This is a genomic window from Streptomyces sp. CCM_MD2014 (assembly GCF_000772045.1).
Lineage (GTDB): Bacteria > Actinomycetota > Actinomycetes > Streptomycetales > Streptomycetaceae > Streptomyces > Streptomyces salinarius.
Genome location: NZ_CP009754.1, coordinates 4,651,812 through 4,664,543, shown reverse-complemented (window position 1 = coordinate 4,664,543; position 12,732 = coordinate 4,651,812). Strand labels below are relative to the sequence as shown.

Annotated in this window: 12 protein-coding genes; all 12 read right to left on the bottom strand. The window is 73.3% G+C overall.

The features are described 5' to 3' along the window. Positions 1-62: 62 nt before the first annotated feature. The 12 genes from NI25_RS20770 to NI25_RS20715 all read right to left on the bottom strand — a co-directional run bounded on the left by NI25_RS20770 (position 63) and on the right by NI25_RS20715 (position 12,668). A complete protein-coding gene (locus NI25_RS20770; protein WP_148315146.1) occupies positions 63-1,523 on the bottom strand; it encodes a hypothetical protein in 1,461 nt (486 codons plus the stop codon). Further along, a complete protein-coding gene (locus NI25_RS20765; RefSeq protein WP_061443886.1) occupies positions 1,520-2,437 on the bottom strand; it encodes a hypothetical protein in 918 nt (305 codons plus the stop codon). The genes NI25_RS20770 and NI25_RS20765 overlap by 4 nt, the downstream gene beginning before the upstream one ends. 3 nt (positions 2,438-2,440) lie before the next feature. Further along, the gene (locus NI25_RS20760) at positions 2,441-3,109 is read right to left on the bottom strand and encodes a hypothetical protein (protein ID WP_061443885.1); all 669 of its coding nucleotides are present in this window, start codon (positions 3,107-3,109) and stop codon (positions 2,441-2,443) included. Next, positions 3,106-3,936, bottom strand: a complete 831-nt coding sequence (locus NI25_RS20755; protein WP_233520756.1) for a cupin — start codon at positions 3,934-3,936, stop codon at positions 3,106-3,108. Before NI25_RS20755 ends, NI25_RS20760 begins: the two co-directional genes overlap by 4 nt. Before the next feature lie 95 nt (positions 3,937-4,031). Beyond that, complete coding sequence (locus tag NI25_RS20750) at positions 4,032-5,732, bottom strand: major capsid protein (protein WP_061443883.1); 1,701 nt, start codon at positions 5,730-5,732, stop codon at positions 4,032-4,034. 97 nt (positions 5,733-5,829) lie between these two features. Then, entirely contained in the window at positions 5,830-6,231 is a 402-nt protein-coding gene (locus NI25_RS20745; protein WP_061443882.1) for a hypothetical protein, read from the bottom strand. 28 nt (positions 6,232-6,259) lie between these two features. Beyond that, a complete protein-coding gene (locus NI25_RS20740; RefSeq protein WP_061443881.1) occupies positions 6,260-9,721 on the bottom strand; it encodes a phage minor head protein in 3,462 nt (1,153 codons plus the stop codon). Beyond that, positions 9,714-10,136, bottom strand: a complete 423-nt coding sequence (locus NI25_RS20735; protein WP_061443880.1) for a hypothetical protein — start codon at positions 10,134-10,136, stop codon at positions 9,714-9,716. The genes NI25_RS20740 and NI25_RS20735 overlap by 8 nt, the downstream gene beginning before the upstream one ends. Continuing rightward, positions 10,129-10,389, bottom strand: a complete 261-nt coding sequence (locus NI25_RS20730) for a hypothetical protein (protein ID WP_061443879.1) — start codon at positions 10,387-10,389, stop codon at positions 10,129-10,131. The genes NI25_RS20735 and NI25_RS20730 overlap by 8 nt, the downstream gene beginning before the upstream one ends. Next, on the bottom strand, positions 10,382-10,597 hold the full coding sequence (locus NI25_RS20725) for a hypothetical protein (protein ID WP_061443878.1): 216 nt from the start codon (positions 10,595-10,597) through the stop codon (positions 10,382-10,384). Before NI25_RS20725 ends, NI25_RS20730 begins: the two co-directional genes overlap by 8 nt. Then, a complete protein-coding gene (locus NI25_RS20720) occupies positions 10,594-12,333 on the bottom strand; it encodes a hypothetical protein (RefSeq protein WP_061443877.1) in 1,740 nt (579 codons plus the stop codon). Before NI25_RS20720 ends, NI25_RS20725 begins: the two co-directional genes overlap by 4 nt. After that, positions 12,330-12,668: a DUF1360 domain-containing protein gene (locus NI25_RS20715; RefSeq protein ID WP_061443876.1), complete on the bottom strand. Its 339-nt coding sequence runs from the start codon at positions 12,666-12,668 to the stop codon at positions 12,330-12,332. The genes NI25_RS20720 and NI25_RS20715 overlap by 4 nt, the downstream gene beginning before the upstream one ends. Positions 12,669-12,732 lie beyond the last annotated feature (64 nt).

Sequence of the window (12,732 nt, the reverse complement as noted above, 5' to 3'; positions counted from 1 at the left end):
CGCAGTTGCATGAGCTGAAGTTCCCGCCGCTGGGCACTGTGGTTCTCCTTGCTGGTGGCCGCTCAGGCGGCGGTGACGGTGAGCATGTGGACCTCGACGATCACGACCCCCGGCGCTCCGTCCCGGCCGGGCACCGCGGGGCTCGGGTTGCCGCCGCCGGTACCGCTCCCGGATGCGGAGGCGGGCGCCGGTGCGCCGCTGCCGTAGCCGAGGGCGGAGCCGACACCCACGGTGGTGTCGTTCGGTCCGCTGCTCTTGCCGCCGGCGGAGGCGCCGCCGAGGTGGGAGCCGCCGCCGTTGCCGCCGAAGCTCATCCGGGAGTTCATGACGGTGCCGGTGGGGACTTGCGGGACGTCGACCAGGGCGCCGCCGCCTGCCGCCCATCCGGGCATGCTCGCGCTGCCCGGGATCTTCAGCTGGCCTGCCGCAGTGGTGGTGCCACCGCCGGCGCGGGCGATCTGGCCCCGGGAGTCGTCCCAGGACTCCGGCATCCCGCCGTTGGTGAGGAAGCCGCCCGAGCCCCCGTTCGCGGTGACGAGCGTGCCGAAGGAGGACCCTCCGCCGTTCCCCGCGTTGACGTTGACCGGCGATCCGGCACCGCCCGCCCCGATAGCGACCGGGACGGGCCCGGGCAGGTCGGCGGCGTTGAGGAGGGATTCGCTGTAGCCGCCGCCCCCGCCGGCCGCGCCGATCGACACGAACCCTGAGCCGACCGGGCCGGGGTTGGGCCCGGACCCGGTGGAGCCGCCACCCGCACCCTGGACACGGACACGCACGTACTGAAGCCCGGGGTAGGCGGCCGGGTCGAAGGTGCCGTCTTCCTCGAACACCTCGACCGCGGTGGTCATCTCCACGACGGGCAGCGCGCCGGTGCCGCCGCCGGTGACCAGGAGGCAGCCGTCACCGTCCAGGGTCGCGGTCTGGCCGGGGTCCTCGGACAGGCAGAGGGTGAGTCCGTTCTCCCCGGGCCGTACGGGGCCGGTCGGGTCGGTGGTGAGGCTGAGGCAGCCGTTCGCGTCCACGGCCAGGACGTCCGCCGAGTCGGCGGCAATGCACAGTTCTGCGGGGGCGGGCTCGGCGACGTAGAGACAGCCGTCTGTGCCCTCCTGGAGCTGGTTCCCGGCGTCGGTGGAGATGCACGCGCCTTCCCCGGCCGGTCCGGCCGGGCCTGCGGGTCCCTGGGGGCCGGGCGGGCCCTCGGCGCCGGCCTCGGCCGCGGCGACGTACATGCAGCCGTCCGTGCCGAGCTGGAGGGCGTTGTCCGGGTCCGTGGAGATACACACGCCCTCTCCGGCCGGTCCGGCCGGGCCTGCGGGTCCCTGGGGGCCGGGCGGGCCCTCGGCGCCGGCGTCCGCTTCGGCGACGTACATGCAGCCGTCCGTGCCGAGCTGGAGGGCGTTCCCCGGGTCGTTGGAGACGCATACTCCCGGGCCGGGCGGACCCGTCGGCCCTGCGGGTCCTTGGGGGCCGGGCTGGCCGGAGCCGCCGAGGATGACGGGCGGGCAGCAGTTGTCACAGCTCACGAGACGTCTCCCATGCCGCACGGGATGAGCAGGTTGAGGTAGACGGCCGCGCCCTCGGGGACGTCGACCGTGACGGGAGTGCAGAGGCGTCCGGGGGTGCAGTCGCCAGGCGGGGCAGCCCAGGTGAAGGAGGCGCCGCACTCGTTGATCGTGGTCGCGTTCCCGGAGCAGTCAGTGACGGTGACGGGGCCGCACGCCACGGTGATGGCCAGCGACTCCGTGCCCTCCGGCATGGACCAGGTCTCCGGGCCGGAGAGGCCGAGGAGGGTGGGGCACATCGGGGTGGGCCGGCACTGGCCGCACTCCCCGACCTCCCCCACGGGCGTGTACGGCGTCACCGCGTCCGGGAGGGTGTCCGTCTGCTCCAGGACCTCGCCGGTGGTGCAGTCGTAGGTGACGTGGCGGAGGAACTGGACGACGGGCGTGGGGCCCGGGCCGAGGTAGTCACAGAGCGGGAGTACGCGCGTCTTCGGCGGGCACGGGCAGTCCTCGCAGTCCCCTACCGTTCCGGTCGGCGTGTAGGGGGTGACGCCGTCCAGGGCGGTGTCCGTGCTCGAGGTGACGGCGCCCGTGCAGTCGTGGACCAGGTGGCGGAGGAACGGGACGCACTCCTCCTCCGTCAGGTCGCACAGGCGGAGGAGGGAGACGGACGCGCAGTCGTCCGCGCCGCACGGCCCGGCGCCGGCCGGTGCCGGGCCCTCCGTGAAGTCGCCGGTGACCGGATCGAGCCAGCCGACGACTTCCGGCGGTGTGGGCTCCGCGCCGTCACACGCGCACGCGGAGCGGAGCACCAGGAGGATGGTGGTCCCGTCCTCCTGGCACAGGGGCGTGGAGGCGATGGACGGGGCGCAGCAGGACGGGCCGGGGGGCTCGCCACCGCCGCCCGGGGCGCAGGGGATTGGTTCGACCGGCACCGGCTACCTCCCGTGGACCTGGCGGCGGTGGGAGTCCCGGCCGCGCTCGCTCTTGAAGGCGCGCGGGCACGCCCCGCACGGGAACGACCGGCCGGTGCCCCCGCTGGTGTCCCCCGCCGTGTCTCCGGTGTCCCCCGGGGTGTCCTCGCTGGTCACGGCCGGTGTCTCTCCGGCCGTGTCCCCTCCTTGCGCGAGGGCGCCCCCGGGGGTGTCCCCGCTGGTGTCCCCGAGGGGGACATAGGTCTCCGGGCCGGTCTCCCCCACCAGGACACCGGAGAGCTCGTACGTCTCGGGGGCGTCCTCCAGCGGCGCGAAGTCGGCCGGGAGCGGGACGGCGTCCGGGCCGTAGATGTGGGCGGGGACCTCCGGGAGCGGCTGGCCCGGGACCGCCTCCAGGAAGCCGTCCGGGCCGCGCGTGGCGACGCCCAGGAGCTCCGGCGCGCCCGGTCCGGCCGCCTCTGTCTCCTCCTCCTGGTCGAGGGGGGAGACGTACGGGCGGCCGTCGACCAGGGAGCCGCGGAGTAGGTCCTCCGGCATGTCGACGAAGAGGACTGGCGGGACGCCGAACTCGGACTGGCTGACGGTGCGGATCTTCGGGTTCTGGCTCACCGCCCACCGGGCGAACGGCACACGCCGGCGCGCGGCCGGGCGGATACGGATGAAGTCGTTCACGCGCAGACCTCCACGAGCACCGCGCACACGGTGCACGTCGTGCCGACCACGTACGTCCGCTCCACCAGCACGCGGCGATCGTTGGTGCGGGGGTTGACGGACGCGGACCGGTCCGGGATGACGTCCAGGGGGCCGCGCCGGATGTGGACGGGCCCGGTGATGTAGAGCCAGGCCGTCCCCGGCTCGGCCGGGATACCGCCCGGCCCGGTGTTCTCGGCGGAGTAGCCGGCACCGATCACGGCGCAGTTCCCCGCCAGGGTCTCCAGGCTCCCGGTGGCCGGGTCCCTCGTGAGGACGTTGCAGCAGCCGAGGAGCGCGGCGGCACCGGCCGGAACGTGGAGGACGCCCACGCCGCCGTAGGACTCGGCCAAGCAGCCTTCCAGCGCCGCGACGCCCTGCGCGACGGACACCGGCCCGGCCGCGGGGGTGAGGTCCACCGCGTCCACGGTGAGCTTCCCGGACCAGAACGCGGCCTCCAGGCCGTGCTGCTCCCCGAGGGCCATCGTGGCCCGGGCGTGGGTCACGGCCTCCTCGTAGGACCAGCCGAACGTGGAGCACTCCGCGCCGGCGTAGAGCGTGATGGGTTGGGCGTGCTCGAACTCCGGCCTGCAGAACTGCTTGGCTACCGGCTCGCCGGGGGACTCCTCCCCGGGGGAGTCGTCCGTCAGGCACGGGTCCTTCCACTCGTGGACGGGGCAGCAGCCGAGGGCCCGCCACTCCACGCCCATGAGCTCATGGACGTCCGTGACGTCCTCCACGGTGGTGCAGGCGTTGAGGATGCCGTGCGGTAGCGGCACGCCCGGGATCGGCTGAACGAGCTTGCGCATACCCGGCATCGCGCGGACCTCCAGTCAGGGTCAGGGGGTGCCGGGCCCGCGTCTCAGGTCCGCGGGCCCGGCACGTCTCGGGCGGGAGGTGCCGCTCAGGCGCAGGCGAGGAGGGTCTGTGCGCCGGTCTCACCGGACGGGCAGACCGGGACGGTCACCAGCCGGGTGTCCACCGACCTGTCCACGAGGGCCGTGCATTCCTCCGCGAAAAGCGCCGTGTAGTCGTTGAACCGGAACTTAGTTGAATCATGAATTACCCCGAGATTGACCTCTTCGCCGCGTCCGATGACCAGCCCGCCGGACGGGTAGATGAGGAACTTCACGGTGGACGGGAACGCGGTGGCCGGGGTCTCCCCGCCGATCTCGTCCGGCACGGCCGGGTTGAGGCCGCGGGCGAACTGGACGCGTACGCCGAGCTTGGCGAACGTGTTCTGGATGCACCCCGGGTCGAGGTCGCAGATGTCCTTGCCGTTCTGCCGCGCCAGGTCCGCGAGGAAGAGCTGACGGGACCAGTACGGGAACACGACCTCCAGGGCCGTGGACTCGCAGAGGCTGTGACGCTCGATCATGTCGGCGGCCTGGAGCGCCACCGCCGCGAAGACGGAGGAGAGCGCGCCGAAGGACTGCGGGATGTCCACCGTCGTGGCCGTGTTCAGGGCCTGCTGGAAGAGGTACTGCTTGACGCGGATCTCGTGCGCCACCATGGCGTTGCGGAGGTACCAGGAGACGAGCTCCGGGAAGTGGCGCTGCGTGAGGATGCCAGCCTCCAGGCAGACGCCGATCGCGTCACACCGGACCTCGACCGGGTCGGGGCACGGCACCCGGTAGCAGGGCTTTTCGGCCCCGGAGATGTCGTCCGCCTCCGTGTGCACCCACGTCATGGCGGCGACGTCCAGGGAGAGCGGCTTGTAGTAGCGCAGGCCACCTCGCGCAAGCTGGATCTCCGGTGCGTCCCAGAGGAGGTCAGGGCACGCGGTGTCCGTCAGTTCGTAGATCGTCTCCGACGGCGCGCACCAGCCACCGGAGGCGACGAGCTCCTTCTGCGGAAGGCGCCGCTGGTCCGACGCCCTCAGGGAGACTGTGGTCCCCTCCGGCGCGGAGGAGGAGTCCGTGACGATCTGGTCCTGCTCGTACGGGTGCCGGTAGGAGATCACCTGCCCGACCCCGCCGCCGGCCGTCTTGAGCGCGTTGGCGCGGCTGATGATGCCGGCGGTGATGTCGTCGAAGTCCAGGGGCGCGCCCGGGGTGTAGCCGGGGACGTCCACGGCCGCGGTGATGCGGGTCGTGGGGGCCGGGGCCTCGGGGAGGACGCGCGGCTGGACGCGGCGGACCGCGCTCAGGTTGAGCGGCGGCCGGGCGACGACCGCGGACGCCGTCGCCGCCGGCGCGGCCGGGGCCGCGGGTGCCGCGGGCTGCTCCGGAGCGGCCGGGGCGGTCTCGGTGGAGGCGGTGGCCTCCTGGCCGTCACCGCCCTCCCCGCCCTCGGCTGCCGCCGTCTCCTCGGTGGTGGCCTGGTCTCCGCGGACCCGGGCGGCCATGGCCTCGATCTCGGCGGCGGCGGCTTCCGCGGCCTCGGTACGGGAGCGCTGCTCCAGCCGGATCGCCTCGGAGCCGGTGGCCAGGGCGCGCATCTGCTGGAGAGCATCGTCCGTGATGGCGTCCTGCGCGGAGAGCGCGGCGAAGGTCACGGACGAGACGCTGAGGGCGTCCGCCAGTTCCTCGTCCGAGAGGGACGTGAGGAACGCGGAGTCGGAGAGCTGGTTGAGGTCCTGCGGGAGCTCGAACTCGTCGGCCATGGGTCGGGTCTCCAGTGTTGAAGCTGGGGACCCGGCCCAAAACCAGCGGTCTGCTAGGGCTGAATAGTAGCTGCCTACCAGGGGTGACGGCAGGACGCTACGGGGTGGCGGGGGCCGTCTGGACGGCTGCGGCGGTCAGAGCGGCGGCCAGGGGGTAGACCACGGTGCCGTCCGTGGTGGAGCGGACCACGGCGCCCTCCCCGGCCCGGTCGTCCGCGAGGGCCTTGAGCGTGCCCCGGTCGCTGCCGTTGCGTACGTGGGCGGCGGCCTTGAGGACCGGCCCGTCCCCGGCCTGCAGGACGACCTCGTACGTGCCCTTCGGCCACGCGAAGTAGACGGGCTCGCTGGTCTTCTTGTCCCGGACGATGGCGGTGGGGTAGCGGTCGGCGACGGCTTCCGCGGTGCCCTGGCTGCTGCTGGTGAACGCTGGCCGGGTGGCGGTGCCAGCCTTCGTGACGACCTCAAACGACTTGTGCTTGTTCTGGCACGCGCACGCCATGGCGGTGCTCCTCTCAGGTGGTCGGGGGTCAGAAGGAGGCGGTGGTCCCGGCCGGGACCTTCGCGAAGGAGGCGGAGAGGCGTTCTACCTCGGCGCGCCGCTCCTCCTCCCTGGTGGTGCGGCGGGCGTCCAGGGCGTCCGCCAACCGGTCCAGGACGTCCGGGCGTTCCAGGAGTGCCGCGGTGAGCGCGGCCGTGTCCGTCGCCGGGACGGAAGGGCCGGGTACGTCCACGGTGGGGACCAGGGCGCCAGCGGCGGAGACGGTGAGCGGCTGCGCCGCCACCTCGAGGTCCCCGGCCGTCCGGGGTGCGGTGACGATGACGCCCTCCGTCCCGGCGGCGGGGGCCAGGGCGGCGGAGGCCGCCAACGCGAGGTTGGACCGCTCGACCGCCGCGGCGATGAGCGGGGAGGAGTGGCCGGGTACGGGCACGGAGAGCACGGCGCGGAGCTGCCAGCGGCCGTCACCGCCCTTGAGCATGTGATAGCTCGGCTGGCACGCGGCGAACACGGTCCGGTCCCACGCTGAGAGCCAGGGGGCCGCCGCGCCGGAGAACCAGAGTCCGCGTTCGTTGAGGCCGGTCGTGATCACTCCGGCGACGGTGCGGGTGTCGTCGAACTGGCAGGCGGCCGTGTCGCACTCGGCGCCGTCCCGGGAGTGCGGGACGTTCATGGTGAAGGCGCCGGCCTTGACGAACGTGCCGTCGTCCAGCTTGAAGCGGGCGCGGAGGAAGTGGGACATGTCCAGCTGCCCCAGGGACTCCACGGTGAGGTTGCGGCCGGGGTGGCCGGCGTGCGGCTCCCCGGCTCGGGCCACCCACCCGTAGATCCGGCCTCCGGAGTAGTGGACGCCGCCGCTCCCGTCCGGGAGCTCGGCCTCCGTGGGCTCCGCGAACCAGGCGGCGGGCATGGGGTCGGCGTCCTGCATGGCCGTCCACGCGGAGGCCACCAGGTCCGTCATGACCTCCTCCGGGACGGGGTGGAGGTGCGGCCCGCCCACGGCCGCGTGCGCGCCCGCGGGGGCGGCGGAGGCCGTTTCCTCCTGGCCCTCGGGGATGGAGGAGGCGCCGGTGTAGAGGCCCGGGCGGAGCCGGACGAGGTGGCCTTCCTTCACGGCCTCGTTGAGGTGCCGGCGTGCCGTGGAGACGGAGACCTTTACCGCGCGGGCGACCTCGGCGGCGCCGACGGGGCCGGGGCAGGATCGGACGTAGGTGACGACGCGCTTACGGGTCTCCCCGGACGCCGCGGTGATGTCGTCCAGGCGCGCCGCGCGGGCGGACGCGGCCCGGGCCTCCTCCTCGTCCTCCAGGGGGTCCAGGACGATGCGGGCGCCGGCGAACGCGGGCACGGATACGAGGGTGGCGCCGCGGAGCCGGGCGCGGGTGATCCTGATCAAAAAGTCCCCGCTGTTCTCCGCGTGGACGACCACTCCGGCGTCCGGGTCGTCCGGCTCCCCGGCGGCGGCCATGATCCGGTCGGGGAGGAGGCCGGTACCGGCGAACGCGTTGACGATGGAGGACGCGTTGACCTGGCCGCCGGGCCCGGTGATGAGCTGGACGGTGGGCCGCTGCCGGGAGAGGACGCCGGCGGAGGCCTCCCACTCCACGGCGGGGTGGGCGCTGATGCACCAGCCGCCGTCTTCCATGTGGAGGACGGACGCGGAGGCGAGGGACGCGGCCAGGACCAGGACGCCGTCCTCCCCTTCCTCCAGGGTGCGGTCCACGAACTCGACGTCCACGTCGTCCAGGTCGACGGACACGCCGAGGGGGGCCTCCTCCTCCAGGAGCATCGCGGCCTCGGCGCCGGCGCGCTGTGAGAGGTAGAGGACGCCGGCGCCGGGGATGCGGTCGCCGTCCCGGCTCACGGTGGTGATGGCTCCGGCGAGCTCCGCGCCCTCGTGGCCGCCGAGCATCTGGTCGGCGTACTGGAGCGGCCACGGGCCGGGCCCGGTCCACTCCAGGGCGCCTGGGGCGAACACGCGGCCGTCGCCGGTGGTCTGGTTCTCGAAGGCCAGGGCCGTGTCCCCGGGGGTGGACCAGGCGCGGGTGGGCATTCCGGCCGCGCTCTCCTCTTCCGGCATGGGCTCCTCCTCGGGAGTCAGGGGGATGTCGATGTGGTCGCCGGCGAAGGCCAGGCGTACGCGGTCGAACGTGATCGGTCCTAGGCGCGCCTCCAGCTGCTCCAGGAGGGCGGGGTCGTCGCTGTAGGCGGCGCAGACGTGCGGGACCCACGGGGAGTGCTGGCGGGGGAGCTCCGGCCGCTCGTGGGTGTCTTCCAGGGCCTCCGTGATGGCGTCGTGAATGTCGGTGAGGCCGGGTGCGTCCGCGTCCCGGTCGTCTCCCACGGCCCACACCCATGACGGGGAATCGCTGCCGGCGTTCCAGTGGTTCGCGCCGAACGCCCGGCCGGTGACGGGGCCGCTGAGGTCCGCGAGCCAGGAGCGGACACGGCCCGCGAGGTCCTGGCGCTGGTCCTGTGTCCAGTCGCCGCCCTGGTCCCCGAGGAAGTAGAGGGTGAGGTGGAGCTCCCCGGCGTCCTCGCCGCCCTCGATGGCGAGGCGGGCGGCGTCCTCCTCGGTGGGGATGAGCGCGATCATGCCGCCCATGAGGTGGCTCCCGTCCGCTGCGGCGGTCACATTCGTAGGTGCGCCCACGGGCGCCTCCTGAGATTCGTTAGAGGGCGCCCGTCCGTCGTCTTCGGACTGGGGGGTGAGGGCGGCGCGTTCGGCGCGGGCCAGGCGGAGACGGCACCGGCAGTTCACGACCAGGGAGGCCGGGGCGGTCGGGTCGCCCGGGCCGTCCATGTCGTGGCCGCCGACACGGAACGGCTCGTCCAGGAGCCGGAGTTGCCCGTCTACGTCGTCATGCGCGTCCCGGACCTTCCGGTCCCCGCGGGTGCGCCACTGCTTGACCAGGGGGCGGTCCGGGCCGGTGAGGGCGCGGCCGGCCTCCAGGGTGGCGGTGTTCCAGGCGCGGGAGGCCTCCGTGGCGGCGGTGCGCTCCTGGCGGGCGCGGCCGAGCTGCGCGCCGTCCGCGGCGAACCGGGCACGGAGCCGGTCCCGGAGCTGGTCCACGTCCTCCCCGGCCTCCACCCCCGCCGCGAGCTCTTCCCGGGCCACGTCGGCCAGGCGGTCTCCCACGGCGCGGAGGAGGTGTTCCGTGGTCTCCACGTACTGGCCCATGCCCGGGGGGAGTTCCCGGCCGTCGTCGTACCGGCCCGGGAGGTCGCGCCAGGTGTCGTCCAGCTCCCCGCCCACGTCACCGGCGGCCTCGTTGGCGGCGGTCTCGGAGACGCCGAGGAGCTTTCGGACGATCCGGGGGACGCGGGACGTCCACATGCGGGCGATGGAGCCGACGGAGAACCGGGCGGCCACCAGCTCATCCGCGTCCCGTACGGCGTCGGTGAACTCTGCGGCCACCTCGCGTAGGACGTTGCGGACGGTGCGCCCCACCTCGGCCTCCGCCTCCTGGAGCGAGGCCTCTCCGTCAGCCATGGGTAACCTCCGGGCGCGTGAGGGGGGATGCCTTGCAAGTGAGGCAGTAGGTGAAGGAGCCGATCGTGTACGTGCCGGCTCCGGTGGTGACCGTGAACGTGGAGACCAGCGCGGAGGGAACCTCCGCGCGGCACACCGGGCACCGCTCCGGCTTGACGGTCGAGTCCACGAAGAACGGCAGCTCCGTGTCCTCGGGCTCCTCCGGCCCGGGGTAGTCATCCCCTGCCGGTGTCTCGGGGCGGGCGTTGCGGTGGCGCTCGTCCTCCCAGAGGCGCCACGCCACCAGCTCCTCCCACGGCTCGATGCCAGGGCACGCGGAGCACCAGCCGTGTACGCGGTGAGCGGGCCTCCAGTGCCCGGGCGGCCCGGTGTGGTCCAGGGGCCGGCCGTTCGGCGCGGTGGTCTGGTCAGACACGGGCGGCCTCCGTATCCGGGAGCGCTCCGATGAGAGTCACCGCACCGTCAGCGGAGCGCCTGAACCCCCACTGGCCGAGCATCGCCGTGCCGTACGTCGTGCGGGCCGTCAGCGTGACGTACACGCTCGCGTACCCCGGGGCGAGGGTGTCGAAGTGGGCCATCGCCACCGTGCCGGCCTCCTCAATCAGGCTCACGCGGTTGGCAGCGTGCTCGGCCGACGCCTCTTTGATCAGGAAGGGCAGCTCATCCACGGTGTTCCTCCGGCTCGTCGCAGATCTCGCACCCGGCGTAGGAGCCGACGACGGACACGCCCTCCGGGGTGAGGAGGAGGACGTCCCCGGTGAACCGGGTGTATGCCTTGCAGACGTGGCACCAGTCCGGGCGCGCGGTGCCGGCCGTCACGTAGACGGTGAGGACCGGGAACGGGCGCGGGGACGACGGCCGAGGGCGGGGTGTCATGCGGCCACCGCCAGGCATGAGGTGCGTAGCGCGCCCGGGGTCAGGTCGAAGTCGTGGCCGATCCCGGCGGTGATGAGCTCCCGGCAGTACGTCTCCAGGGAGGCGGAGAGGCAATCCGGGTCCAGGCCGTAGCGGGTGGCGACCTCCGGGAGGCGGGACCAGGCGCCTTCCAGGAGCCGCCACTGTTCGACCTGGCCGGGCTCCACGCGGATGACGGTGTGGAGGCGGGCGGGCTCGATCTCGCGGGCCTTCGACCGCTCGGAGCGCGGGCAGGCCGGCGTCTTGCGGAGCTTTTCCCCGGCGACGGAGAGCGCGGTCCAGATCAGGCCGTCCGCGGCCTCCAGGACGGCGGACGGGAGGTGTCCGGCGGCGGAGGCGGGGAGGGTGTCCGGGGCCTCCTCGCTCTCGTCCACGGGGACGTCCGTCTCCTCCTCGCCCTCCTCCTGGCCGGGCTGCTCCTGGTTCTCCTCCTCGCGGCGGCGGGCGGCCTCCTCCTCGGCGGTGGGGGCGTCGCTCTCGTCGAACCCGGTCTCCCGGCGGAGCGCGGCGGCGGAGATCGCGCCGGCCTTGAAGACCTCCAGCGCGGTCGCGGACCGGTTGGCGCGGACGCGGAGGCCGGAGGTGTCGGCGACGACGACGCACCGCTCCGCCTCCTCCTCGTCCACGTCCTGGAGGAGCGGACGGAGCCACTGTGTGGTCAGGGCGTGGGCAACGGTGTTGAGGCGGGGTTCCACCCCGAGCGTGACCGCCTCCTCCTTCAAGGCCCAGGCGCCCCAGTGGTTGATGCCGCCCATGCCGAGCACGACCTCTGCGGGCGTGTCCAGGCCGGTGGCGAAGCGGCGGATGGCCTCGTCCCTCAGCTTCAGGGCGAGCTCGTCAAAGTCGCTTTCGAACGTGAGGCGCTTGATGGCGCCGATGGACTCGGCCGGCACCTCCAGGATGATCGGGACCGTGGCCGCCGCGCTCTCGGGCTCGCGGTAGGCGGTCTCCGCCACCTCCATGAACACCTCGATCAGGTCGTCCTCGGCGTTGCCCTGGACGGGGGTGGAGGGGAAGCGGGTGCCCTGCGGGACCAGGAGGACGCCGCGGCCGGTGAGGCGGGAGCGGGCGATGGCGGCCACCGCGGCGTTGAGGAGCTGGAGCTCTTCCAGGAGGCCGAGGGAGGCGCGTACCGGGGAGTCGGCCTCCAGGAAGCGGCGGGGGTGCGGCTGCCACACACGGATGCCCACGGGGGCCGAGTCGTCGGCGGTGCCGTCCGGGTCGGCCGGCGGGATCTCGACCTCCTCCCCGTCGATCTCCGCGAGGAGTTTCTGTCCCTGCTGGCGCATCTCCTGGACGGAGAGGACGTGCCAGTCCTGGCCGCCTTTCTCACGTGGCCGGACGACGATCCAGCCCTCCCCGGGGACCACCAGGTGGGGGCCGAACGCGCTGAGCAACTGCGCCTGTCCCTCGGGGCCTCCGGCGATCTGGGCGACGATCTCCGCGGCCGGGTGGGTGTCCGGGACCGGCTCCACCGTCTTCCCGTCGTCGGCGAGGCGGCCGGCGTAGAGGGTGGCCGCGCTCATGGCGCCGGACACCCACTGTGCGGCGAACCGGACCTCGGGGGTGGTGTCGTAGAACGTCCAGGCGCGTTCCTGCCAGCCGGAGTCCGGTTTCTTCGTGTTGCCCTTGAGCTTGCGGGAGGTGTATCGGGAGGCGGCGGCCGTGATGACGCGGCGGGGCGCGGCGGCGGTCACGATGCGTCCTTGCGGGAGTCGTCCCAGCGGTTGAGGAGGACGGCGCCGCCGGCGACGGCCAGCCATTCCAGGCCGTGGAGGAGGAGGGGGGTTCCGGTCCACTGGTCGGTGGTGAGGAGGTAGGCGGCCAGGACGGCGCCGGAGAGCCACCAGCCGAGGCAGTACACGCAGGAGATGAGGGTGACGAGAAAGGCCCTCACGGAGGACTCCGGGCGGCGTGTCTGCCAGTCGAATACCCGGTCTCGTGCGGGGTCCAGGATGGCGTCATGAACGCCGAGCTGTGTGAGCCGATATCCGGCGAGTGCCAGGATGCCGATCTCCGGAATTCCGATCATTTCCGCCCCTTGCATGATCCGCCGATGTTCGGCGCCGCATCATAGGCCAATGCGGAGAGCGTCA

Excerpts from the sequence above, each read along its gene's own strand:
- NI25_RS20740 (WP_061443881.1), bottom strand. The coding sequence starts at position 9,721 with ATGGCTGACGGAGAGGCCTCGCTCCAGGAGGCGGAGGCCGAGGTGGGG.
- NI25_RS20725 (WP_061443878.1), bottom strand. The coding sequence starts at position 10,597 with ATGACACCCCGCCCTCGGCCGTCGTCCCCGCGCCCGTTCCCGGTCCTC.
- NI25_RS20715 (WP_061443876.1), bottom strand. The coding sequence starts at position 12,668 with ATGATCGGAATTCCGGAGATCGGCATCCTGGCACTCGCCGGATATCGG.
- NI25_RS20745 (WP_061443882.1), bottom strand. The coding sequence starts at position 6,231 with ATGGCGTGCGCGTGCCAGAACAAGCACAAGTCGTTTGAGGTCGTCACG.
- NI25_RS20755 (WP_233520756.1), bottom strand. The coding sequence starts at position 3,936 with ATGCGCAAGCTCGTTCAGCCGATCCCGGGCGTGCCGCTACCGCACGGC.
- NI25_RS20750 (WP_061443883.1), bottom strand. The coding sequence starts at position 5,732 with ATGGCCGACGAGTTCGAGCTCCCGCAGGACCTCAACCAGCTCTCCGAC.